The organism is Ruminococcus flavefaciens ND2009, from assembly GCF_000621785.1.
GTDB lineage: Bacteria > Bacillota > Clostridia > Oscillospirales > Ruminococcaceae > Ruminococcus > Ruminococcus flavefaciens_C.
On sequence record NZ_KK211346.1, the window covers coordinates 480,983 to 505,895 of the forward strand.

At 45.1% G+C, this 24,913-nt stretch carries 26 protein-coding genes; 18 read left to right on the top strand and 8 right to left on the bottom strand.

Annotated features, from left to right (window positions below; all coding sequences use genetic code 11):
• Window positions 1-18: 18 nt before the first annotated feature.
• A complete protein-coding gene (gene lysA / locus T488_RS0109000) occupies window positions 19-1,317 on the top strand; it encodes a diaminopimelate decarboxylase (protein ID WP_028520500.1) in 1,299 nt (432 codons plus the stop codon).
• A 34-nt stretch (window positions 1,318-1,351) separates the two neighbouring features.
• On the opposite strand, the gene T488_RS0109005 is transcribed toward lysA, so the two are convergent.
• Entirely contained in the window at window positions 1,352-2,290 is a 939-nt protein-coding gene (locus tag T488_RS0109005; protein WP_028520501.1) for a TIGR01212 family radical SAM protein, read from the bottom strand.
• Window positions 2,291-2,450: 160 nt separating this feature from the next.
• On the opposite strand from T488_RS0109005, the gene T488_RS0109010 reads away from it, so the two are divergent.
• The 15 genes from T488_RS0109010 (at window position 2,451) to T488_RS0109080 (ending at window position 16,662) form a co-directional block, all read left to right on the top strand.
• Window positions 2,451-2,957 (top strand): shikimate kinase, encoded by a 507-nt coding sequence (locus tag T488_RS0109010; RefSeq protein WP_028520502.1) that lies wholly within the window; start codon window positions 2,451-2,453, stop codon window positions 2,955-2,957.
• A gap of 193 nt (window positions 2,958-3,150) precedes the next feature.
• Window positions 3,151-3,888, top strand: coding sequence for an AAA family ATPase (locus T488_RS0109015; protein ID WP_028520503.1), 738 nt, complete (start codon window positions 3,151-3,153; stop codon window positions 3,886-3,888).
• Between the two features lie 38 nt (window positions 3,889-3,926).
• Window positions 3,927-4,328, top strand: coding sequence for a methylglyoxal synthase (locus tag T488_RS0109020; RefSeq protein ID WP_009984662.1), 402 nt, complete (start codon window positions 3,927-3,929; stop codon window positions 4,326-4,328).
• 67 nt (window positions 4,329-4,395) lie between these two features.
• Window positions 4,396-5,730: a histidine--tRNA ligase gene (hisS, locus tag T488_RS17500; protein ID WP_037297633.1), complete on the top strand. Its 1,335-nt coding sequence runs from the start codon at window positions 4,396-4,398 to the stop codon at window positions 5,728-5,730.
• 1 nt (window position 5,731) lies between these two features.
• Window positions 5,732-7,513, top strand: coding sequence for an aspartate--tRNA ligase (gene aspS / locus T488_RS0109030; protein ID WP_028520504.1), 1,782 nt, complete (start codon window positions 5,732-5,734; stop codon window positions 7,511-7,513).
• Entirely contained in the window at window positions 7,506-7,964 is a 459-nt protein-coding gene (locus tag T488_RS0109035; RefSeq protein ID WP_028520505.1) for an NUDIX domain-containing protein, read from the top strand. The genes aspS and T488_RS0109035 overlap by 8 nt, the downstream gene beginning before the upstream one ends.
• A gap of 231 nt (window positions 7,965-8,195) precedes the next feature.
• Entirely contained in the window at window positions 8,196-8,504 is a 309-nt protein-coding gene (locus tag T488_RS0109040) for a hypothetical protein (RefSeq protein ID WP_028520506.1), read from the top strand.
• Window positions 8,505-8,536: 32 nt separating this feature from the next.
• The gene (locus T488_RS0109045; protein ID WP_028520507.1) at window positions 8,537-10,510 is read left to right on the top strand and encodes a V-type ATP synthase subunit I; all 1,974 of its coding nucleotides are present in this window, start codon (window positions 8,537-8,539) and stop codon (window positions 10,508-10,510) included.
• A complete protein-coding gene (locus T488_RS0109050; protein ID WP_028520508.1) occupies window positions 10,503-10,976 on the top strand; it encodes a V-type ATP synthase subunit K in 474 nt (157 codons plus the stop codon). Before T488_RS0109045 ends, T488_RS0109050 begins: the two co-directional genes overlap by 8 nt.
• Window positions 10,977-10,989: 13 nt before the next feature.
• Complete coding sequence (locus T488_RS0109055; protein WP_028520509.1) at window positions 10,990-11,580, top strand: V-type ATP synthase subunit E; 591 nt, start codon at window positions 10,990-10,992, stop codon at window positions 11,578-11,580.
• Window positions 11,581-11,588: 8 nt separating this feature from the next.
• The gene (locus T488_RS0109060; protein ID WP_028520510.1) at window positions 11,589-12,530 is read left to right on the top strand and encodes a V-type ATPase subunit; all 942 of its coding nucleotides are present in this window, start codon (window positions 11,589-11,591) and stop codon (window positions 12,528-12,530) included.
• Window positions 12,523-12,834 carry a V-type ATP synthase subunit F gene (locus tag T488_RS0109065; protein WP_028520511.1) on the top strand — a complete coding sequence of 104 codons (312 nt, stop codon included), beginning with the start codon at window positions 12,523-12,525 and terminating at the stop codon, window positions 12,832-12,834. Before T488_RS0109060 ends, T488_RS0109065 begins: the two co-directional genes overlap by 8 nt.
• A gap of 21 nt (window positions 12,835-12,855) precedes the next feature.
• A complete protein-coding gene (locus T488_RS0109070) occupies window positions 12,856-14,625 on the top strand; it encodes a V-type ATP synthase subunit A (protein WP_028520512.1) in 1,770 nt (589 codons plus the stop codon).
• Window positions 14,625-16,001 (top strand): V-type ATP synthase subunit B, encoded by a 1,377-nt coding sequence (locus T488_RS0109075; RefSeq protein ID WP_028520513.1) that lies wholly within the window; start codon window positions 14,625-14,627, stop codon window positions 15,999-16,001. Before T488_RS0109070 ends, T488_RS0109075 begins: the two co-directional genes overlap by 1 nt.
• 10 nt (window positions 16,002-16,011) lie before the next feature.
• On the top strand, window positions 16,012-16,662 hold the full coding sequence (locus T488_RS0109080) for a V-type ATP synthase subunit D (RefSeq protein WP_028520514.1): 651 nt from the start codon (window positions 16,012-16,014) through the stop codon (window positions 16,660-16,662).
• Window positions 16,663-16,703: 41 nt separating this feature from the next.
• Here T488_RS0109080 and T488_RS0109085 read toward each other — a convergent pair whose 3' ends face one another.
• Together T488_RS0109085 and T488_RS0109090 are read right to left on the bottom strand one after the other, a co-directional pair.
• Entirely contained in the window at window positions 16,704-17,690 is a 987-nt protein-coding gene (locus tag T488_RS0109085) for an FkbM family methyltransferase (protein ID WP_242838321.1), read from the bottom strand.
• A 98-nt stretch (window positions 17,691-17,788) separates the two neighbouring features.
• Window positions 17,789-18,211, bottom strand: coding sequence for a PH domain-containing protein (locus T488_RS0109090; RefSeq protein ID WP_028520516.1), 423 nt, complete (start codon window positions 18,209-18,211; stop codon window positions 17,789-17,791).
• A gap of 275 nt (window positions 18,212-18,486) precedes the next feature.
• Here T488_RS0109090 and rpsO point away from each other — a divergent pair, with 275 nt between their 5' ends.
• On the top strand, window positions 18,487-18,753 hold the full coding sequence (rpsO, locus tag T488_RS0109095) for a 30S ribosomal protein S15 (RefSeq protein ID WP_028520517.1): 267 nt from the start codon (window positions 18,487-18,489) through the stop codon (window positions 18,751-18,753).
• Between the two features lie 169 nt (window positions 18,754-18,922).
• Window positions 18,923-21,037 carry a polyribonucleotide nucleotidyltransferase gene (locus T488_RS0109100; protein WP_028520518.1) on the top strand — a complete coding sequence of 705 codons (2,115 nt, stop codon included), beginning with the start codon at window positions 18,923-18,925 and terminating at the stop codon, window positions 21,035-21,037.
• 105 nt (window positions 21,038-21,142) lie between these two features.
• On the opposite strand, the gene T488_RS0109105 is transcribed toward T488_RS0109100, so the two are convergent.
• From T488_RS0109105 to T488_RS0109125, 5 genes are all read right to left on the bottom strand, one after another.
• Window positions 21,143-21,781: an ABC-2 transporter permease gene (locus T488_RS0109105; RefSeq protein ID WP_028520519.1), complete on the bottom strand. Its 639-nt coding sequence runs from the start codon at window positions 21,779-21,781 to the stop codon at window positions 21,143-21,145.
• A 1-nt stretch (window position 21,782) separates the two neighbouring features.
• Window positions 21,783-22,616, bottom strand: coding sequence for an ABC transporter ATP-binding protein (locus tag T488_RS0109110; protein ID WP_028520520.1), 834 nt, complete (start codon window positions 22,614-22,616; stop codon window positions 21,783-21,785).
• Window positions 22,617-22,620: 4 nt separating this feature from the next.
• Window positions 22,621-22,995: a GntR family transcriptional regulator gene (locus tag T488_RS0109115; RefSeq protein ID WP_028520521.1), complete on the bottom strand. Its 375-nt coding sequence runs from the start codon at window positions 22,993-22,995 to the stop codon at window positions 22,621-22,623.
• Window positions 22,996-23,128: 133 nt separating this feature from the next.
• Window positions 23,129-24,211: an aspartate carbamoyltransferase gene (pyrB, locus tag T488_RS0109120; protein WP_028520522.1), complete on the bottom strand. Its 1,083-nt coding sequence runs from the start codon at window positions 24,209-24,211 to the stop codon at window positions 23,129-23,131.
• A gap of 22 nt (window positions 24,212-24,233) precedes the next feature.
• Window positions 24,234-24,902: an HD domain-containing protein gene (locus T488_RS0109125; protein WP_028520523.1), complete on the bottom strand. Its 669-nt coding sequence runs from the start codon at window positions 24,900-24,902 to the stop codon at window positions 24,234-24,236.
• Window positions 24,903-24,913: the final 11 nt, after the last annotated feature.

Genomic DNA, 24,913 nt, shown 5'->3' on the forward strand with positions numbered 1-24,913 from the left:
CCCGAAAGGATGTTAAAAATGTTTGTATCCGAAAATCTCAATGTCACCTCAGAGGGACATCTCACCATCGGCGGAGCAGACACCGTTGAACTTGTAAAAGAATACGGTACACCGCTCTATGTCATGGACGAGCAGATGATAAGAAAAAGCCTTCGCCGTTTTCACGACAGCATGAATAAGTATTACAACGGTCAGGGTGAGGTGCATTACGCAAGCAAGGCTTTTTCCTGCATGGAGATGTGCAGGATAGTAGCCAGTGAGGGCGACGGACTTGACGCAGTTTCCATCGGAGAGCTCTACACCGCTCTGAAAGCGGGTTTCCCCATGGAAAAAGTAGGCTTCCACGGCAATAACAAAACCGATGAGGAGCTTCGCTTCGCAGTACAGAATAAGGTCGGACATATTATCGTTGACAATATAAGCGAGCTTCACAGACTTGAAAAAATAGCAGAGGATCTCGGTGTTCGTCCCAACATAATGTTCAGAATAAAGCCGGGAATCGACGCACATACCCATGACTTCGTAAAGACAGGTCAGATCGACAGCAAATTCGGTTTCGCACTTGAAACAGGTGAGGCTTTTGAAGCTGTCAAGGAAGCAGTGAGCTGCAAAAATGTAAATCTTTACGGACTCCACTGCCATATCGGGTCACAGATATTCGATATTGCTCCTTTTGAGGAAGCTGCAAAGGTAATGCTCGGCTTTATTGCAAAGATCAGGAACGAGCTCGGATATGAGATCGAAGGACTAAATCTTGGCGGCGGTTTTGGCATAATGTATACAGACAAGGACGATCCCTCGCCTTTCGAGACATACCTCGAAAGAGTATCTCAGGTAGTAAAGAGCGAGTGTGAGAACCTTGGTATAAAGCTTCCCAGAATGTTTATCGAGCCCGGACGCTCTATAGCCGCTCCTGCCGGTATTACACTTTACACTGTAGGCGCACGAAAAGAGATCCCCGATATAAGGACATATATTTCCGTTGACGGAGGTATGGCTGACAGTCCGAGATATATCCTCTATGGCTCGGAATATACAGCAATAGTCGCTAACAAGGCAGATCAGGAAAAGACAGAAAAGGTGACTATCGCAGGAAAATGCTGCGAAAGCGGAGACCTTATCGGTGAGAATATGCCCCTCCAGCACGCTGAATCGGGCGATATTATCGCGGTTTGTGCAACAGGCGCTTATAATTACTCTATGTCTTCAAACTACAACAGACTCCAGAAGCCTGCGGTAGTATTCGTAAACGAAGGTAGATCGCGTATTGCAGTCAAGAGAGAAACTCTTGATGACATTATCAGAAACGATATATAAAAACAGCGGGCAGAGAAAAACTCTGCCCGTTATATTATTTATATAGTCTGCCCTGCCAGGTATCGAGTTCGGCAAGTCTTTTGTCGATGCCACCGAGAACGGCTATCTTGTCTCTTGTCCAGTCCGGTGCTATAAGCTTGCGTTTGTCGCCGTCGCCTGTAATGCGCTCAACGACTGTACCGGGCGGAATGAGCTCCAGCTGCTTCACAACAATATCGATATATTCTTCTCGTCCAAGAAGATGGAATTTGTCGCCGGCAAACCATTTTTCAAGCTCTGTGCCTCTGATCACATGGAGCATTTGTATTTTTACCGCTTCGGGATCAAGCCTTGCCAGTTCTTCAGCTGTTTCCAGCATCATCTCTTCATTTTCAAACGGAAGTCCGTTTATGATATGCAGACATATACGAATACCAGCACTTTTCAGCCTATAGTAGCCCTCAAGAAACTCTTCGTGGGTGCAGCACCTGTTGATCAAATTTATCGTTGAGTTATGGCATGACTGCATTCCAAGCTCAACCGTCAGGACTGTACGTTGGTTTATTCCCTTGAGAAGCTCAATAACATCATCAGAAAGGCAGTCTCCTCGTGTACCGATTGAAATTCCACATACATCAGGAAAGGAAATAGCAGTCTCAAAGTGCTCTCTGAGCGTGTCAACCGGAGCGTAAGTGTTGGTGTTTGCTTGAAAATAGGCTATAAACCGAGCGCCTTCACCGTATTTGCGTGTTATTCGTTTATGCTCAAGCTCAAGCTGACCTGTAATGTCCGTATCTGAATGAGTAAAATAACCGCTGCCGCCGTCACAGAAAATACAGCCTCCGCTGCCTTTTGTACCGTCTATGTTGGGACAGGTAAAACCGCAGTCTATAACTGCCTTATATATTTTTTCTCCGAATTTGACTCTGTTATAATAATTAAGCGTGTGATAGCGCTTATTATCGCAGGAAAATGCGAATGGGCTTCTGCTCATATGACCACTCCTTGTGAAAATATGTTATCACATAAGCTCAATTTTGTCAATAATCAGTATATAAAAAAATAATATCGCAATATATGGCTGAATTATCTATTGACATTTTGCACAATGTGAGTTAAAATAATAATATATCAAATATGCTGGAGAGTATAAAGTGCATAAAAATATTATACTTATAGGTATGCCCGGAGTCGGTAAAAGCACAGTAGGCGTTATTCTTGCGAAAATACTCGGATACAGCTTCGTGGACACCGATCTTGTCATACAAAATAAAGAAAAAATGCTTCTGAAAGACATCATCTCGCAGAAGGGGATAGATGGCTTTATAGACACAGAAAACAGGATACTCAGCAGGTTTTCTGCCGAAAGATCTGTTATAGCAACAGGCGGAAGCGTTGTCTACGGCAAGGACGCAATGGCTAACCTCTCAAAAGACAGCGTTGTTGTGTACCTTAAGCTCGACTACAATAAGCTTAAATACCGTCTGGGCAACATAAAAAACAGGGGAGTTGTTATCCGCAAGGGTCAGTCTCTGAGTGCATTATATAAAGAGAGGGTACCACTCTATGAAAAGTATGCCGATGTCATCATTGATGAGAATGGCTGCAACATAGAAAAGACCGTAAATAAAATCATGGCTGAACTGAAGAATTCTTTGTGAGAATTCTACAATTGTAAGCCTAAAAAAAAGCATATTTGCACAATTTTATCTTTTGTTTCAAAAAGTTCTTTGACATTTAGGTAATTATGTGTTATAATGTACAGTAGGATTATTATTATTAATAATTATCAGAGTCCGGTGCCGTTTATGCAGCAAAACTGCTTTGGCTTGCGGATATCGGAAAGGAAACGAAATGTCTAAAATTATTGCTATTACCTCAGGAAAGGGCGGTACCGGAAAGTCTACCGTCTGTGCTGGTCTTGGTTACACTCTTGCAAAGCAGGGGCACAGGACACTCATTATTGAACTGGACTTCGGTCTCAGATGTCTCGATATCATTTTCGGAGTTGAGGATAATATCAAGTATGACCTGGGAGACGTTCTCAGCGGCAAGAAGACCGCTCTGGAGGCTGTTGCTCAGATTCCTATGGCTTCAAATCTGAATATCCTTTGTGCACCTAAGACTCTGACCGCAGTTGACGCCGACCAGATAGTTGAGATCTGCCGTTCGGTAAAGAAATACTTTGAATACATCATCATCGATACAGGTGCGGGTATTAATTCTCACGTTTTTGATATTGTTGAGCAGGCAAACCTGATACTCGTAATATCTACCCCCGATCCAGTCTGCATTAGAGACGCGAGCCTCATGTCTGATGAATTCTATAACAGAGGCAACAAGAGCCAGCGTCTTATCATAAACAAGATCAGCAAAAAGATCATCGGAAGTGAGCTCATCACTAACCTCGACGAGATCATCGATAAGGTCGGCGTTCAGCTAATCGGCGTTATCCCTGATGACTTCAAGATGACTGTTGCTACCGGAAAGGGAACTCCGATCCCTACAGACAGCGAGGCTCTCAGAGCATTCGATGCTATCTCAAAGCGTCTCGGCGGAGAGTTCGTTCCGCTTACAGTTAAGACTGTATAAAAGTATAATTTACCGCTTTGCGGGGAAAGGACATATATATGAAGATCGCAATTATTGCGCATGACGCTAAAAAGGAACTTATGGTTCAGTTCTGCAGCGCTTACTGCGGAATATTATCAAAGCATACTCTGATCGCTACAAATACTACCGGCAAGCAGGTAAGCGAAGCTACGGGACTCCCGATAAAGAGATATCTCAGCGGACAGGGCGGAGCAGAACAGATCCTTGCACTTCTTTCGTGCAACGAGGTCGATGTCCTCCTTTTCTTCAGAGATCCTATCAATCCTAAGGCAGCAGATGTTCACGGTATGAACCTCCTGAGACTCTGTGACGTTCATAACGTTCCTGTTGCAACAAATATCGCTACCGCTGAAGCGCTGATACTCGCCCTTGAAAGAGGAGACCTTGATTGGCGTGAGGTCGGTAATCCGAGCATCTGATATTTAATTGTCCCTTCATCAAGGGACAATTTTCATGTTAAAACACACAAGGAAAGGCTTGAAATATATGGCTATTAATATCAAACGCCCTAACGGTACCGAAGACGTTCTTCCAAAGGATATCCATAAGTGGTATACAATTGAGAAGATAGCACGTGAAACTGCTGAGAGCTACGGCTTCGGTGAGCTGCGTTTCCCAACTTTTGAGAATACAGATCTCTTTCTGCGTTCTGTCGGCGAAACTACCGACGTCGTTCAGAAGGAGATGTATACAGTAAAGGCGAAGGAGACCGAATTCACGCTCCGCCCCGAGGGAACAGCAGGTGCTATCCGCGCAATGCTCCAGAACGGACTCCTCAACGAGGCTATGCCCCAGAGGATATTCTACATCATTTCATGCTTCCGTCATGAAAGGCCCCAGGCCGGCAGACTTCGTGAATTTCACCAGTTCGGACTGGAAATGGCAGGAAGCTCATCACCTGCGGCAGACGCTGAGGTCATAAGTCTTGCTAAGAATATTCTTGACAGACTCGGTCTGAAGAAGATAGAGCTCCACATCAACTCTATCGGCTGTCCTGCCTGCCGTGCCAAGTATCATGAAGCTCTGAGGGCTTATTTTGAGCCCCGCAAGGACGAGCTCTGTGACACCTGCAAGGAGCGTCTCGTAAAGAATCCTATGAGACTTCTCGACTGCAAGAGCCCTGAGGATCGCGAAATAGCCAAGGATGCTCCGGTTATTCTCGATTATCTCTGTGAGGAGTGCAGCGACCACTTCGCTAAGCTGAAAAAGTACCTGGATAATGCTAAGATCTCCTATATCGTTGACCCCAAGATCGTGCGCGGACTTGATTACTACACCAAAACTGTTTTTGAGTTCATAACAACTGAAATCGGAGCTCAGGGAACAGTCTGCGGCGGCGGACGCTATGACGGACTTATTGAACAGTTAGGCGGACAGCCTACTCCCGCTCTCGGCTTCGGTATGGGCATCGAGCGACTCCTTCTTGTTATGGACAAGCAGCAATGCGATTACCTTGCTCCGAAGAAGTGTGACATTTACTTCGCTACAATGGGCGATGCTGCTCTTGAAAAGGCTATGGAACTGGTAAAGGATCTCCGTGAATTCGGCTATCGTGCTGAATATGACCTCATGGGCAGAGGAATAAAGGCTCAGATGAAGTACGCCAACAAGATAGGCGCGGTATATACTATGGTCATCGGCGATAATGAGCTCAATGAAGGAAAAGCCCGCCTCAAGGAAATGGAGAGCGGCGAGGAGAAGGAAATGCTTCTCAACGAAAAATTCACTGCAAATTTTGAAAACGAGTATTTCAACAAGGTACTCGATGTCATAGACGAGGAAAATCATTCTATGTTCGCATTCACAGGGGAGGATAAGTAAAATGGCAGACAGTATGAAAGGACTGAAGCGCACACACTACTGCGGAGAGGTCACTGAGATCGGCAAGGAAGTAGTAGTCGGCGGCTTCGTTGACAGAATAAGAAACAAGGGCGGAGTTATCTTTATAGTTCTCCGCGACAGAACAGGCGTTGTTCAGCTTCTCTTCAATGATGAGACCGACAAGGAGCTTTTTGAAAAGGCTGCATCATGCAGAAGTGAATATGTTCTCATGGCAAAGGGCGAAGTCCGTGAGCGTGAGAGCAAAAACGACAAGCTCAAGACAGGTCATGTTGAGATCTTTGTAACCGACCTCAGGATACTTGCAAAGGCTCAGACAACACCTTTTGAGATCACCGACGAGACAAAGGTAAATGATGAGCTTCGTCTGAAGTACCGTTACCTTGACCTGAGACGTGCTCCTCTCCAGGAGAACATCATCAAACGCCATCAGATCGCAAAGGTTACCCGCGAATACTTCTATGAGAACGGATTCCTCGAAATAGAAACTCCTATGATGATGAAGTCTACTCCCGAGGGAGCAAGAGACTACCTTATCCCATCAAGAGTACATCAGGGCAAATTCTATGCACTTCCTCAGTCTCCTCAGATCTATAAGCAGCTTCTTATGGTAGCGGGCTTTGACCGCTATATCCAGCTTGCACGCTGCTTCCGCGATGAGGATCTGAGAGCAGACAGACAGCCTGAGTTCACACAGGTGGATCTTGAAATGTCTTTCGTGGACGCTGATGATATTCAGCAGTGTGTTGAAGGCTATATCCAGCGCCTTTTCAAGGAAGTTCTCGGTGTTGATATTCCTACGCCGCTTCCTCGTCTGACATTTGCGGACGCTATGAACCGCTACGGTTCTGACAAGCCTGATACTCGTTTCGGATTTGAGATCCAGGATATAACAGATACTGTCAAGGATATAGATTTCGTAGTATTTAAGAATGCAATCGAAGACGGCGGCTCTGTACGTGCGATAAACGTAAAGAACGGTGCTTCTGTTTACACCCGCAAGGAGATTGACAAGCTTGTTGAGCACGCAAAGGGCATCGGCGCAAAGGGACTTGCTTATATTCGCTGGGCGGATGAACCTAACTGCTCATTCAAAAAATTCCTGGCTGACGGAGAGCTTGAAAAGATCTGCACGGCAGTTGACGCACATGAGGGTGATCTGGTCCTTATCTGCGCTGACAAGACCAAAACTGTTCTTGCTACACTCGGTGCAATAAGACTTATCTGTGCAAAGAAGCTGGACGTTATTCCCGAAGATCAGTATAACTTCCTCTGGATAACAGAAATGCCATTCTTTGAGCACGACGATGAAAACAACACCTGGGTAGCAGCACATCATCCCTTCACAATGCCTATGGAGGAGTGCCTTGAGTATCTCGATACAGACCCCGCAAATGTCCGCGCAAAGGCGTGGGATCTGGTACTTAACGGTACAGAGCTTTCAAGTGGATCAATGCGTATAACCGATTTTGAGCTTCAGCAGAAAATGTTTGAAGCGCTTGGCATGACTGATGAAGAAATACAGGCAAAATTCGGCTTCCTTGTTGACGCTTACAGATACGGTGCACCGCCTCACGGTGGTATGGGTATCGGTCTTGACCGTATCGCAATGATAATGTGCAAGGCTGACAGTCTCCGTGATGTAACAGCATTCCCGAAGGTTCAGAATGCAAGTGAGCTTATGTCTGAGTGTCCTTCAACTGTTGACGACGAGAGCCTTGATGTCCTCGGTATCACAGTTGTAAAGAAGGAAGACGATGAGTAATCGCTATTACGCTGTATGCGGAATACTTGACATAGATGGCAGGATACTCTTTGTCAGGCACACTTATGGTGCAGCTAAAGAGAGGATACTTATTCCCGGCGGATATGTCAAGGAAGGGGAGCTCCCTTCCGAAGCCGTAAAACGTGAGCTTATGGAAGAAACTGGCGTTGATTCCGAAGCAGAATCAGTATTTGCGGTTCAGTTCAGAAAAGAGCAATGGATAATCGTTTTCAGGCTGAAATACATTTCGGGCGAGCCTAAGTCCGATGGCTATGAAAACAGTGAAGTACTGCTGCTCACACCTGAGGAAGCGGTGAAGCGCAGCGACATAACGAATATGAGCCGCGCTATCCTTAACTCATACATAAAGCAGAAGGATAACTCGCTTGAAAAAGGAAGTTATAACTCCATTTCTCTTAAAGATGAGGTTTTCGAGATATTTGGTGTATAAAACCTGAAAAAACACAAAAAAACATAGGATTTTTTATTGACTTTTTATTCAAAAAAAGGTATAATAATAAATGTGATTTGAATAATCTGATTAGGGAGCTGTCTGTAGGGTTAGCTCCCTTTCTGTTTTTTGTTAGAGTTTATTAACAAAAAATCTATTGACTATCAAATTAATAAGTGTTATACTAAAATCACTGAATGACTGTTGGTCATTTTTAGAGGAGGTATTGAAATGGCATCGGAAGCTGTAAAAAAGATCCTCGAAGCCGAAGCACTCTCGGACAAGAAAAATGCCGAAGCAAGACGTCAGCGCGAGGACATAATCAGTTCTGCCTCGGGAAGTTCCTCGCTTGCTATTCAGAAGAAAATAAGTGAAGCTACTTCCGAAGCATCAAAGCTAAGACAGTCTTACGATTCAAAGCTCGAAAGCTACCGCAAAAAGGCGGCGGCTGAGTGCGATGAAAAGATAGGCGAAATAAAAAAACTTGCAGGCGCAAATACCGATAAAGCAGTTGCTGAGATAATCAGCAGGTTTTTCTGATGTTTGTTCCTGAAAGGAGAGTGATGTAAAATATGGCGAAGCTCAGAATGAAAAAGATCGAGCTTATTGCTATGCTTACCGACAGTAAAAAGATCATAGAGCTTCTGCAAAGAAGAGGAGTAGTCGAAATTTCTCAGAATACCGATGAGGAGCTGGAAAATACAAATGTAACGGCTGTAGTTGGGGAATTTGAAAAGTTCCGAAGCACTGCTGCTCAGGCGCTTGAGATAATCGATACTCATGCTCCTGAAAAGGCAAGCATTGCCGATATGTTCAGCGGCAAGACCGAGGTCGAAAAGCACGATTTCGGCAGGGAAGCCATGCAGATGGAAAAGGTTATGGGCGCTGCCAATGACATCATACGTAATCAGAAGCTCATAAATGAGTCTGCTGCGGCAGTATCTCAGCTTGAGATAAAGTGTGATATGCTGGACAGATGGCTGCCTCTCGATGTTCCGCTCAACTTCAGGGGAACTGCGACAACATCTGCCTTCATAGGTACGCTTCCGTATCAGATCTCCGCTGAGGAGCTTGAAGCGCAGCTGCCCGATATGTGCAGCGTTGAGATCATCAGCGGCTCAAAGGAACAGACGAACCTGTTTATTCTTTGCAGCAAGGAAAACTATGAGGAAGCTGAAAGTATCCTTCGTAAGCTAACCTTTGTTACAATATCCGAGACCGACAATAAAACGCCCTCTGAGCTTTATGACCTCCATAAGCAGGAGATAGAGAAGCTTGAGGAGAAGTCGGAGGAAGCAAAGGCAAATATTGAAAAGCTGGCAGAAAACCGCAAACAGCTCCAGTTCGTCATCGACTATCTCCAGATGAGGAAGGAGAAGTATGACGCACTGAGCGGTCTCGGATTTACTGAGACTACATTTGTCCTCACAGGCTATATCCCCGAAAAATATGCCGAATCACTGAAGAAGGAGATAGAAGCGAAGTATACAGCTTCAATAACCTTTACTGATCCAGGCGACGACGAGGATGTACCCGTATTACTTGAAAACAGCAGATTTTCCGCTCCTGTTGAGGGCATAACAAAGATGTACGCACTGCCTGCAAAGGGAGATGTAGACCCGACGCCCGTAATGTCGTTCTTCTACTATCTGTTCTTCGGAATGATGCTATCTGACGCAGGCTACGGACTTCTTATGGTCATAGGTACAACGATAGCTCTGAAAAAATTCAAGCTTGAGACCAGTATGAAAAAAACACTGACCATGTTCCGCAACTGCGGCATTTCCACAGTATTCTGGGGAGCCTTGTTCGGAAGCTGGTTCGGTGATATTGTACAGGTCGTTTCACGTGAATTCTTCGGGAAAGAGATCGGCAGTATAGCGCTCTGGTTTGAGCCGCTGACTGATCCGGTAAAATTGCTTCTTGTGTCCTTCGGGCTGGGAATCCTTCATCTTTTCCTCGGTGTTGCCGTGGCATTCAAGATGACCTGGGATACAGGCAAGAAACTGGACGCCGTTTTCGACGCGCTGCCTATATATCTGATAGTTCTCGGTGTAGCTCCTATCGGTGCAGGAATGTTCATATCTGTACCGCCTGTACTTACTAAGACAGGTACCTATATGCTTATTGCAGGAGTCATAATGCTTGTGCTGACAGCGGGAAGAACGTCCAAATCAGTATTCGGAAAGTTCTTCGGCGGTCTTTATGCATTATACAACACCGCAACAGGATATCTTGGTGACATACTTTCATATTCGAGACTTCTGGCGCTCGGACTTGCAACGGGAAGTATCGCAAGCGTTATAAACCTTATCGGTACTATGCCCGAGAACAAGGTCATAAAACTCATACTTCTGGTGATCGTATTTGTTGTCGGACACGTCGCGAACCTCGCGATCAATCTGCTTGGTGCATATGTTCATACAGACAGATTGCAGTTCGTCGAGCTTTTCAGCAAATTCTACACCGGCGGCGGAAGGGAATTCGCTCCGCTGGCAGTAAATACAAAGTATATAAAATTCAAGGAGGAAAATACAAATGACTAACGGATTAGTATTAGCAATTATAGGAGCTGCACTTGCAGCACTTTTAGCAGGTATAGGTTCAGCAAAGGGCGTAAGCCTTGTAGGTGAGGCGGCTGCAGGCGTTGTTTCTGTAGATCCTTCAAAGTTCAGCAAGGTGCTCCTGCTTGAGCTCCTTCCCGGTACACAGGGACTTTACGGACTTATCGCAGCTATGTTCATTCTTCTCCGCACAGGTGTTCTCGGCAGCGGTGCTGAGGCTCTTACACTTCAGCAGGGTCTGGGATTCCTTGCAGCATCACTCCCTATCGCAGTTGTTGGTCTTATATCAGGAATCATGCAGGGAAGAACAGCAGCCGCAGGTGTCAGCATCACAGCAAAGAAGCCCGACCACAACGGAAAGGCTATCATCATGGCTGCAATGGTCGAGACATACGCTATCCTCGCACTTCTCATATCAGTCCTTATGATACTGAATATCGCTGTATAATGGAGGTAGGATTATGTCAGGACTTGACGAGATCTTAACTCTCATTGAACAGCAGCAGAAACAGACTGAAGAAACCATTATAAAGTCTGCCGAAAGCAAAGCAGCTGCAATAAAAGCAGAGGGCGATGAAAAGGCAAGGAAAGCTTATGAAGACCACCTCAGGATCGCAAAGGCTCAGGCTGAAAAAGACTTTGAAAATTCCTGTGCTTCAGTAGATGCTTCAATGAAACGCAAAATTCTCGCCTGCAAGGTAGAGATGATCGATGCTGCTATCGAAAAGACGATCAGCAAGCTTAAAACTCTTCCCGACAAGGAATACTTTGAACTGCTGTTAAGACTTATCAGTCGTCATACCCAGCAGGGAAAGGGTGTACTCGCTCTCAGTGAAGCTGATCTCAAGCGTGTTCCTGCTGATTTTGAACAGAAGCTGAGCGAGCTTTCAGCCAAGAGCGGCGGAATAGAACTTTCCAATGAGCCTGCTGATATTGAAGACGGCTTCATACTCAGCTATGGGCTTATCTCTGAGAATTGCTGCTTCCGCGCAATGATAGAAGCTGAAAAGGAAGATATAAGAGACACAGCCGCAAGGATACTGTTCAGGTAGGTGATAGCATGAACGGAACAAAATACGCAAATGCTGTCGGAGCTGTCAGAGCTATGGAAAACACTCTCCTTAGCAAAAGCGACATTGAACAGCTTATAAATGCCAGAAATAAGACCGAAATGAGTTCTATAACTGCTTCAAAGAGCGGTGCTGCAAAGTCCGAGGATCTTGCTGATGTCTGGTCGATGCTTATGGAATACGCTCCTGACTGTAAGGAGCTTGAGATACTTCTCTACAGAAACGATTTTCATAATCTGAAGGCTGTGCTCAAGGCGATAATCTCTAACAGAGAACCCGAGCAGTATTATATAGCTCCTTCAAATGTCGGGCTAAAGGAACTGACTGAAGCTATAAACACCAAGGATCCGGGCGGACTTCCCGAATATATGCGCAATACTGCTTCCGAGGCTTATGAGCTGGTCACCAGGACCCTGGACGGTCAGCTCTCGGACTCTCTCATAGATAAAGCAGCACTTGAAGCTATGCAGAACAGCGCAGCTGTCTCAGGCAGCGAATTCATGCAGAGATACGCGCAGCTTACTACAGCCTGCGCAGATATAAAGACTGCCTACAGATGCTGTCTGCTGAGCAAATCAGCCCAGTTCATGGAAACAGCTGTATGCGGAAGTCAGGAGCTTGAAAAGGATGCACTTATAAAAGCGTCTCTTGCCGGCACAGAGCAGTTTTTCTCGCACCTTGAGACTACGCCTTACAGCGACGGAGCAGCTCTTCTGAAAGAATCTGCTGCAAAGTATGAAAAATGGTGTGATGATGTGCTCATGGAGCTTGCAGAGTCAGCGAGAATGCTGGCTTTCGGCTCAGAGCCTCTTGCTGCCTACTTCATCGCTAAGGAAGCAGAAATAAAGAATCTCAGGATACTCTCTGTCTGCAAGGAATTCGGCGCAGACAAGGAAACTATCACGGAAAGGATGAGAAAGCTATATGTATAAAGCAGCAGTGATCGGCGACAGTGCCAGCGTATCAGGCTTCGCTGCCCTTGGTCTTTCCGTTTTCCGTGAGACTGAACCCGAAAAGATAACCAAGCTCATTTCAAGGCTTGCGGCTAATGAGTTTGCTGTGATATACATCACAGAGCCCGCAGCTGCTCTGGTGAGCGATACTATAGCAAAATACAGAAGCAGCAAGCTCCCATCAATAGTTCTTATCCCTGCCATCGAAGGCAATACGGGAGACGGCATGAGAGCACTTCATGAGGCGGTAGAAAAAGCTGTCGGCTCAGATATACTGAATTAGGAAAGAGGCGGATTTGCATAAATGAACAGCAAAGGTACAGTAGTAAAAATTTCAGGACCGCTGGTCGTTGCCGAAGGTATGCGCGACGCCAATATGTTTGACGTTGTAAGAGTAAGCGAAAAGCGCCTTATCGGCGAAATTATAGAAATGCACGGCGACCGTGCTTCAATACAGGTCTATGAGGAGACCTCAGGTCTCGGTACGGGAGAAGGCGTTGAGTCCACAGGTGAGCCCATGAGCGTTGAGCTTGGTCCAGGACTTATCGGAAGTATTTTCGACGGTATACAGCGTCCTCTCGACGATATTAGAAAGGTCTGCGGAAATAATCTCCAGAGAGGTGTTGAAGTTCCCTCACTCAAAAGAGAGCCCCTGTGGAAGTTTACTCCCACAGTCAAAGCCGGAGATAAGGTCATAGGCGGAGACGTGATCGGAACTGTTCCCGAGACCGATATAGTTCTTCATAAGATAATGGTGCCGAACGGTATAGAAGGAACTGTTAAGACAATATCCGAAGGCGAATTCCACGCCGATGATATTGTCTGCGTTGTAGAAACGTCCAAGGGCGATAAGGAACTTTCACTTATCCAGAAATGGCCGGTAAGACGCGGCAGACCCTACAAGAAAAAGCTTTCACCCGATATGCCTCTGATAACAGGTCAGCGAGTTATTGACTGTCTCTTCCCTATAGCTAAGGGCGGCGTTGCAGCTATCCCGGGACCATTCGGAAGCGGTAAGACAGTAACACAGCATCAGCTTGCAAAATGGGCTGAGGCTGACATTATCGTTTACATCGGCTGCGGCGAGCGCGGAAACGAGATGACAGACGTTCTCAACGAGTTCCCCGAGCTTATTGACCCGCACACAGGAAAGTCACTTATGGAGCGAACAGTGCTTATTGCAAACACCTCTGATATGCCTGTTGCAGCCCGTGAAGCATCTGTTTATACAGGTATCACCATTGCGGAGTATTACCGTGATATGGGCTATTCCGTTGCTCTTATGGCTGACTCTACCTCCCGTTGGGCGGAGGCTCTCCGTGAGATGTCCGGACGTCTTGAGGAAATGCCCGGTGATGAAGGTTACCCTGCATACCTTGGAAGCCGTCTTGCCCAGTTCTATGAGCGTGCAGGACGAGTTATCTCAAACGGAACTGAGGGCAGGGAAGGAGCGCTTTCCGTTATCGGAGCTGTTTCGCCTCCCGGCGGTGATATATCCGAGCCTGTTTCTCAGGCAACTCTTCGTATCGTCAAAGTATTCTGGGGACTTGATGCAAATCTGGCTTACCAGAGACATTTTCCCGCTATAAACTGGCTTACCAGTTATTCGCTCTACGCAGATTCTCTTGCAAACTGGTACGATAATAACGTATCAAAGGACTGGATGAAGTCAAGAGCAAGATTTATGGAGATACTTCACGACGAGGCTGAGCTGAAGGAAATAGTTAAGCTGGTCGGTATGGACGCTCTTTCTCCAAGAGACAGACTCAAGATGGAGACAGCACGTTCTATCCGCGAGGACTTCCTGCATCAGCTTGCATTCCACGAAGTTGACACATATACAAGCCTGAAAAAGCAGCTCTATATGATGAAGCTCATACTCAACTTCAATGATGAGGCAGCTGACGCAGTAGCAAAGGGCGCTGACATCGAAGAAGTTGCAAACCTTGCAGTAAGAGAAAAAATAGGACGTTTTAAATATATAGAAGAAGATAAAACTGATGCAGAATTCGACAAGCTCTCGGTGGAGATCTCCTCCGAACTCAACGATCTGCTCGACAAGGAGGAAGACTGATGCCAAGAGAATACAGAACCATTGAAGAAGCGGCGGGTCCTCTGCTTCTTGTAAAGGACGTTGAAAACGTAACATACGGTGAGCTCGCCGAAATAAGGCTTAAAGACGGTGAAAAGCGCCGCTGCCGTGTGCTTGAGATAGACGGCACCAATGCGCTGGTACAGCTCTTTGAAAACGCCGCAGGTATCAATCTTCAGGACAGCAGCGTAGTTTTTTCGGGACACCAGATGGAACTTGGAGTTTCCGAGGATATGCTCGGACGAGTTTTTGACGGTCTTGGAAGACCTATAGATGACGGTCCCGAGATAATCCCGGAGATGAGACTTGATGTAAATGGTCTCCCCATGAATCCTGTTGCAAGACAGTATCCTCAGGAGTTCATACAGACCGGTGTTTCCGCAATAGACGGACTCAACACTCTTGTAAGAGGTCAGAAGCTTCCTATTTTCTCTGCCAGCGGACTTCCTCATGCACAGCTTGCTGCTCAGATAGCGAGACAGGCTAAGGTACGTGGAAAGGACGAGCAGTTCGCTGTTGTATTCGCCGCAATGGGTATCACTTTTGAGGAGTCTGAGTACTTTGTACAGAGCTTCAGAAGTACGGGAGCTCTTGACCGTACAGTTCTCTTTATAAATCTTGCCAATGACTCGGCGATTGAGCGTCTTGCTACTCCTAAAATGGCACTTACCGCCGCTGAGTATCTTGCATTTGAGAAGGGGATGCACGTTCTTGTTATCCTCACCGATATCACAAACTACGCAGATGCTCTTCGTGAGGTCTCCGCAGCACGTAAGGAAGTCCCCGGACGCCGCGGCTATCCGGGTTATATGTATACGGACCTTGCAACTATATATGAACGTGCAGGCCGTCAGAACGGCAAAGAGGGAAGTATCACTATGATACCGATCCTTACCATGCCTGAGGACGATAAGACACACCCGATCCCTGACCTTACCGGCTATATCACAGAAGGACAGATAATCCTCTCCCGTGAGCTTTACAGAAAGGGTATCAATCCTCCTGTAGACGTTCTGCCATCACTTTCACGACTGAAGGATAAGGGTATCGGCGAAGGCAAGACAAGAGCCGACCACTCCGACACCATGAACCAGCTCTTCTCCGCTTATGCAAGAGGTAAAGATGCAAAGGAACTCATGGTCGTTCTTGGTGAGGCAGCTCTGACGCCTACAGACCTGCTTTATGCTAAATTCGCGGATGAATTCGAGAAAAGATATGTTTCCCAGGGCTTTGAGAACAACAGAAGCATCGAGGAGACACTTTCCATTGGCTGGGAGTTGCTGAAGCTTCTGCCAAGAAGCGAGCTCCGCAGAATAAGAGAGGAGTATCTGGTCAAGTACTATGATACTCAGAAATGAGGTGAGCTGATTGGCAAGATTAAATGTTAATCCCACCAGAATGGAACTCAGCAAGCTGAAAAAGAAGCTCTCCTCCGCAAGAAGAGGTCACAAGCTGCTCAAGGACAAGCGCGATGAGCTTATGAGACAGTTCATGATACTAATAAAGGAAAACCGACAGCTGCGAACAGAGGTCGAAAAGGCTATAAACGAAGCAAACCGATACATGGCTGTTGCAGGCTCTGTAATGCAGAAGGAAGTACTTGAAACTGCGCTGATGCTCCCCAAGCAGGAAGTGGAACTGGAAGTCAGTGAAAAAAATGTAATGAGTGTATATATCCCCGAATTCAAGACAAAATTCAGGACAGATGACACCAATGATATATACTCTTATGGTATGGCGTTCACATCTATTGATCTCGACGGTGCAGTAAGCGCGCTCAGCGCTGTCTTTCCAAAGATGATAAGGCTTGCTGAAATAGAAAAAGCCTGCCAGCTAATGGCAGACGAAATAGAAAAGACACGCAGACGTGTAAATGCTCTTGAGCATATAATGATACCTGATTATGAGGAGACTATCAAATTCATTACCATGAAGCTCTCTGAAAACGAGAGAAGCACCACCACCTCACTTATGAAGGTAAAGGATATGGTGCTCAAGCAGAGCCATAATTATCACTAACAAAAAAACCTCCTATGGAATACCATAGGAGGTTCATTTTTTTATAAAGTAGCGTAGAGATTGGTTTCCCATGCCGGAATATAGAGCTGATGTCTTATATAGAGCTTATATGAAGGATTGAGTTTCTTGATAAGCAGGGGAAGCTCAAAAATGTCCTCATTTCTGTGATAAAGTGAAACCATAAGCTTAGGAGCGTAGTGTGAGATCGTAAGTGCAGAACCCCATATAGCCTCTCGTTCAAAGCCCTCAACGTCCATTTTTATGATCGTTGCAGGCTTTTTGGCAAGGATACTATCCACGGAAAGTGCTCCCACCATATTGTCAGAGCTTGCACTTATGGCGGACTGACGTCCCGCCTTTGCGGAGAAGGGAAGTTCGGTATCCACACACCATGCCGCTGCATTATAAGCATAAACATGAGGCATACCGTCAACAAACTTTGCCAGCTTCTTGAAATTCTTTTTATCAGGCTCAAGAGCGTATATCGAAACGTACTTGCCATGAGTAAACTCAAGGATCTCCTTGATAGTATCGCCGTTATATGCGCCCAGATCAACATAGACCTCATTCAGATTAGGCTTGATGATCTTTTTGTATATCTCAGCTTTGGGAGTAGTAACTGCCGACAGGTATTCTATCTTACCGCTGATCTTGAAATTGATGATATTTGCATATACCTTGCGTGAATAATCATCAGCAAGGCTGTCATAGACCTGCTGTATCTTGTCAGCGTGCTCCTCGCAGTACTCATAAGTGAAAATACCGCTGCCGATGACAGGAACATCAGGGACATACAACGTGTGCTTTGCAGCAATAGCGTGGACCTTATCCACTATCTCCTGATAACCTGCTGCAAATGCGAGAACAACAACAAAATCGTCAACAGCTTCTTCTATTTCCGAAAGCTTATGTACTCTGTAACCCTCAAAAGAATGTCCGCGTACAAAATCATCGCTTGCAAAGATACCTGCTACAGTGATTTTCTTATTACGGAAAACAGACATGATCTTCAGTGCTCCGTCACCCATACCATATATGAAGATAGGGCGCTTTTCAGCTTTTAGTCTGTCCCAGCTGGATTGTTTTTCTGTTATAAACGAGAGCATTCTCCCAATCACCTCTGAAATCAAAAATCTCCGTCGTGGTCATGCATATCGTCGTACTCGTCGTATTGATCGTGACCTGAATGGAAGCCCATCATATCTCTGCCTCTGATCCCGTACTTATCTCTCATGATAGTGAGATACTTATCAATGAGCTCCGAGACCTTTCTGACATTTTTTATGCAGTGGACCTCCTTGGAAGGAGTATCAGCATCTCGGCTGTATATGATAATGGTGCCGCAATTGAAAAGGCGCTGGAAAAACGGATACTTTACTTTTTTATCTGTGATCTTGTAAAGGTCGATCTCATCCTCATCAATACTGAGGAATCCCGTTCTGGTAATGAATTTCGATTCGGTAAGATAATACCTGGTAAAGGTGAGAGGCAGACCGAAAAGTGAACGTTTTTTATCTGTCCATACATAGTCGAAAGCATTTTTTTTCATAACCTAATCCTCCAATCTGTTAATAGGCAGACCTCTTAACTACTATTTTACCACATAACGCATCATTAGTCAACTATATTCTTTAAGAAAACTGTTAAAACAGCAGAACATATAACTTAATAAAATGCAGTTTTTTCGTAAAAATCGAAAAAAAGGCTTTACAAAAATGAATTTATGTGGTATAATATTATCACCGTGTACTTGGTTCGGGGCTTGTCCTCGACTTTCACCCCATACTGAGTTAACGGAATATATTTTATCAAGAGGTGCTTCAAATGTTATTGAAGGATGAAAAGACAGCCGTTATTGAGGCTAACAGAACACACGAAAACGACACAGGATCTCCTGAGGTTCAGATCGCTATCCTCACAAGAAGGATCAACGACCTTACAAATCACCTCAAGACCCACAAGAACGATCACCACTCAAGAAGAGGTCTTCTCAAGATGGTTGGTCACAGACGTAACCTTCTCGGCTATCTCAAGAAGAAGGACATCAACAGATACCGTGCTATCGTAGAGAAGCTCGGTCTCCGTAAGTAATCATGTGTACGAAGGCAGCGGGGTATTATGCCCTTCTGCCTTTACGTCTATCAGAGTGCAGGGATTAGAAGTCAGAGGTAAGGGTCGGAAACGACTGTTTACAGGCTTTTACCTCTAACTTCTAAAGGCTCTCCTCTGATAAAAAATAATCAAATTGGAGGCAGATTATATGTTTGAAAACTACAGAACTTTTGAAACAACATATGCGGGCAGACCGCTTATCGTTGAGACCGGCAAGACCTGCGGACTTTCCAACGGTTCATGCTGGGTAAGATACGGCGAGACAGTCGTAATGGCTAACGTAACAGCAAGTGCAAAGCCCAGAGAGGGTATTGATTTCTTCCCTCTGTCCGTTGACTATGAGGAGAGACTCTACTCAGTAGGCAGGATCCCCGGTTCATTTACAAAACGTGAGGGCAAGCCTTCCGAAAAGGCTATCCTTACATCACGCTGCGTTGACAGACCTATCCGTCCTCTGTTCCCTAAGGACATGAGAAATGACGTTTCTGTTGTAATGACAGTTCTTGCAGTAGAGCCCGACAACTCACCTGAGATCGCTGGTATGATCGCTACTTCAATAGCCATCTCTATTTCCGATATTCCGTGGAATGGTCCTATTGCCGGTATCAATGTTGGTCTCGTAGACGGTGAGATCGTTCTCAATCCTACACTTGAGCAGAGAGCTAAGACTGACCTCACTCTTACAGTTGCAGGTACAGCCGAGAAGATCGTAATGATCGAGGCAGGCGCTAACGAAGTTCCCGAGGACACAATGCTTGAGGCTATACTCAAGGGTCACGAGGAGATCAAGAAGATGGTCGCTTTCATAAGCGATATCCGCGCTCAGATCGGTAAGCCCAAGTTCACATTCGAGTCAATGGAAGTTGACCACGATATGTTCGATGCTATCGAAGCATTTGCAGCTGACCGCGTAAAGGTCGCTCTTGATACAAATGACAAGAACGTTCGCGATGAGAGACTCGCTCCCATCGTTGATGATATCCATGCAAACTTCGATGAGAAGTATCCTGAGCAGATTCCCATGATCGACGAGTGCATCTACAAGCTTCAGAAGAAGATCGTTCGTACATGGCTCTATGAAGGCAAGCGTGTTGACGGTCGTGGAATCGACGAGATCCGTCCTCTTGCTGCTGAGGTTGGTGTTCTTCCTCGTGTACACGGTTCAGGTCTCTTTACAAGAGGTCAGACACAGGTACTCACTGTCGCAACTCTCGGACCTGTAAGCGATTCTCAGAAGATCGACGGTCTTGACGAAGAGGATTCAAAGAGATATATGCACCAGTACAACTTCCCGAGCTACTCTGTAGGTGAGACAAAGCCCAGCAGAGGTCCCGGACGTCGTGAGATCGGTCACGGTGCTCTTGCCGAGAGAGCTCTTGCTCCGGTAATCCCCCCTGTAGAGGAATTCCCCTATGCACTGAGACTGGTTTCCGAGGTACTTTCTTCCAACGGTTCTACATCACAGGGCTCTATCTGTGGTTCAACACTTGCTCTTATGGACGCAGGCGTTCCGATCAAGGCTCCCGTTGCAGGTATCTCATGCGGACTTATTACACTTCCCGACAGTGATGATTTCATGACAATGGTCGATATCCAGGGTCTTGAGGATTTCTTCGGCGATATGGACTTCAAGGTAGGCGGTACTCACAAGGGTATCACAGCTATTCAGGTAGATATTAAGGTAGACGGACTTACACCCGCTATCATAAAGGAAGCATTTGAGAAGACAAGAAAGGCTCGTCTCTATATCCTTGATGAGATCATGCTCAAGGCTATTCCCGAGAGCAGACCTACTGTAAACAAGTATGCTCCCAAGATGCTCCAGACAAAGATCCCCGTTGACAAGATCCGTGAAGTCATCGGTCAGGGCGGTAAGGTCATCCAGAAGATCTCCGCAGACTGCGACGTTAAGATCGACATCAGCGATGACGGTAATGTATTTATCAGCGGTGTTGATGCTGATAATGCAAACAAGGCTCTCCAGATAATCCACACTATCGCAAACGACCCTGAGGTAGGCGCTATTTACAAGGGTAAGGTAGTAAGGATCATGGACTTCGGTGCATTCGTAGAGATCGCTCCCGGCAAGGACGGTCTTGTACACATCTCAAAGCTGGACAAGCAGAGAGTAGAGAAGGTAGAGGATGTTGTTTCTATCGGTGACGAGATTGTTGTTAAGGTAACAGAGATCGACCGTCAGGGCAGAATAAACCTCTCACGCAAGGACGCTCTTGCTGAGATCGAAGCTAAGAAGAAGAACTAAAGAAATTTTTTCCATAGCATTTCTGAGATCACTCGGAAATGCTATGTTTTTTGCATAAAAAAGTCCCGCAGTATGTCTATGTAAGACAGCTGCGGGACTTTTTCATTAAAGCTCTTTTCTTTCATATATTCTTATCGAAACAAGCCAGGAAACTGCAATTACTGCAATTATAACAACGATCGATAAAGCAAAGAAAGCAGGGAAGTTACTGAACAGCTTCATAGCCTTTGAAGTAAACTTTTTTGAATCAGACATCACCATTGCGGGAATGACGCCGCAGATAACGCCTGCAATTATAAGGTAGAATATCCTGCCGTTGGTGGTGCCGAATTTGAAGTTGAGAGGAATGGACAGGCAGGGGACTACAAGAGCAAGGGCAAAGGAAGCCAGAGCCATGAGGCCGGTCGAGCGTATATCAACTGTATTCTGTATCATTGACTGGATAAAGTGTACTGCGCTGACAATAACTGAACCTGTTAAAGCCATAAGTACCATGGTAATGTACTTGGATGAAACAATGCTCTTTCTCTCAACCGGCATACACTGCGCGAAGGAATTCCAGCGGCTCAGCTCATCGTAAGTCATAGTTCCAAGGGTCAACATGGAAAGAAGTACCGGAATGAGCATTACAAACATAAATTGCTTATTGAAAATACCAAACAGCGAAAAAAGCGGTATAACGATCATTGAGATTTTATTATTCTTAAACATTACATAGATTTCTTTTAAAAGTAAGCCTTTCATGTCAGTTTTCCTCCTTAGCCATAAATACAAAAAGATCTTCAATAGTGATAGGAGCAGTCCGGAAACTTGCAGGAATAAGCTTCTGATCAACGATGGCCTCTGTACTGAATTTACCTGTCTTCTTTCCCTTAATCGCATCCGGATCAAGCTCGGAAAGCTGTTCCTCAGTTGCGTTTATAAAGCGGTATCTTTCAAGAAGAACATCCTTCTCCTCACAGAGCATAAGCTTTCCCTTATGAAGAAAAGCTATATAATCACAAAGCTTTTCAAGGTCGCTTACAATGTGGGAGGAAATAAGGATCGAATGTCCCTCATCTCTTGTAAAGTCATTGAGAATATCGATTATCTCGTCTCTGACAAGTGGATCAAGACCGCTTGTAGGTTCATCAAGTATGAGAAGCTTTGCGTTATGAGAGAGTGCAATGGCAATTGCAAGCTTCATCTTCATTCCTTTTGAAAAGTCGCTGAATTTTTTGTTATCAGGAAGCGAGAACTTCTTTACGTAGTCCCCGAAAGCCTTATCGTCCCAATTTGAATATATATTCTTCATCACCGATCTGACATTCTTAATATTGAGTGCCTGAGGAATACCAACTTCGTCAAGTACTACTCCGATATCCTGCTTCAGTTCGGCGTTCATATCCTGTCCAAGAACCTTGATCGTTCCATGGTCATATTTCTTTAACCCGAGAATTGAGTTTATAGTGGTACTTTTACCTGCTCCGTTTTCACCGATAAGTCCCATAATACAGCCTGTAGGAAGTGTAAGTGAGAGATTATCCAGTTTAAAACCTTTGTATTCCTTTGTAAGATCTTTAATTTCCAATGCGTTCATAAGATCACTCCTGTTCATCAAGTATATCAAACATTACTATAATGTCTTCTTTAGTAAGCTTACACGAAGCGGCAAGCTTTTTTATCTCAACGATATGCTCCTCTATTTTTTTCAGATTCTGTTCCCGAAGAATCTCTGTATTCTGCGGAGCAACAAAGCAGCCCTTTGCAGGGAGCGTATATATCAGCCCTTCACGTTCAAGCTCGTCATAGGCTCGTTTAGTTGTAACAACACTTATTCGCATATCCTTTGCCAGACTTCGTATTGAAGGCAAAGGATCATTTCCTCTCAGTTCACCGCTGATTATCAGATCTTTTATCTGGTTATAGATCTGATCATAGATCGGAGCACCGCTTCTGTTATCAATAAAGATGTTCATCTGTTCACTCCTTTCATACTGTATATATACAGTATACACAGCTGTAACAGATTTGTCAAGTACTTTTTCAAAAAAATTTTTTGAGATTGCAAAAAAAATATCCGTACAGATCACCCTGTACGGATATTCATTTTTATATAAGTTTTCTCTCATCACAGTATTCGCACTCAAGAAGCGTTTCATCGCCGCTGGAGCGGAAGCTCTTGGGGAGGTATTCCTCATGGTTAGTAATACATCTTGGATTGCTGCATCTTACACCTGTAAAAACCTTGCCTTTAAGTGTCTCTGAAGGCTTTTTCTCCTTGAGTATAGTCATTATAAGAGCCATACGTACATACATACCATACTTAGCCTGCTTGAAGTACATTGCTCTCTCGTCATCATCTACTTCAACTGTGATCTCATCAACTCTCGGCAGGGGATGCATTACGATCATATCTTTATTTGCAAGAAGCATTTTCTTCTTGTCAAGGACATATGTGTTCTTCTGAGCAAGATATTCCTCCTCACTTGCAAAACGCTCCTGCTGGATTCTTGTCATATAGAGTACATCGAGATCGCCGATAGCTTCTTCCAGGGTGTTTACCTCTGTAAAGCTGCTGCCGTTTGCCTTGATTATATCCTTTATGTAGGCAGGCATCCTCAGCTGAGGTGTAGAAATAAACACAAACTTATTGTTCTCGAACATACTCAGAGCCTTACATAGCGAGTGAACAGTTCTTCCGTTAAGAAGATCACCGCACATTCCTATAGTGAGCCCTGATAATGTCTTCTTTTCGATTTTCAGAGTAAGCAGATCGGTAAGTGTCTGAGTCGGGTGGAGGTGACCGCCGTCGCCTGCATTTATTACAGAGCAGTCGGTAGTAAGAGAAGCTGCCTTTGCTGCACCGGCAATAGGGTGACGTATAACAAGAACATCTGCATAATTGCTGACTATCTTTGTAGTATCCTTGATGGTCTCGCCCTTTGCAACTGATGAATTGGCAGGATTATCAAATCCGATTATCTGTCCGCCAAGTCTTATCATGGCAGTCTGGAAGGACATCTGTGTCCTGGTGGACGGCTCATAGAAAAGTGTAGCCATTATCTTTCCGTCACATTCATGGGCGTAATCAGCAGGGGAGCGGTATATCTTTTCGCCAAGCTCTACCACGCTCTTCCACCATGAAACAGGATAATCATTCAGATCAATAAGATGCTGATACTCTGAAAACATATTTGAACCTCCGTTGTATTATTTACAGTATTTTACTGTCATTTATCATCATTTCAAACTGAACTCCCAGGAACTTAGAAGCTCTTTTGCACAGCAGCATACGCTCCATAAATATCTCAAAATATTCAAGTACGGAGGATATTTCCGTATCTATCTGGAGTTCAAGTATAATAGAGGTCTTGCTGTCATTAAATCTTACATTTGATTTTTCTACTGCATAGTTTACACGGTCGTGAATATCAAATGTAAGAAGGTCATGATTACGGACACGGCTTCTTCTGACATCGGTCTTGTCACCGATTATCATTGCAGCCGAAATAGGGTCAAGAGGCTGACCCGTACCCTCGTCATGGTTTCCGATAGCGGAAATTATAGAGCATATCTCGTCCGCAGGCATACTCAGATTATCCAGCAGTCTGAAAGCCATGACCGCACCGCTCTGAGCATGGTCCACTCTGTTTATAACATTACCGATGTCATGCATTATGGAGGCTATTTTAGCAAGCTCCACAGTCCTTTCATCGTACCCAAGCGACTCAAGTATCATAGCTGATGTGTGTGCAACTCTCTCCACATGAGGAAAGGAATGCTCGGTGTATCCCAGCGCCTCAAGAGCCTTGTCGGCACGGCGAATATATTCCATTATATCCGGATTTTGTTTTATATATTTATAAGTAACTATACTTGGCATATTATCTCCTG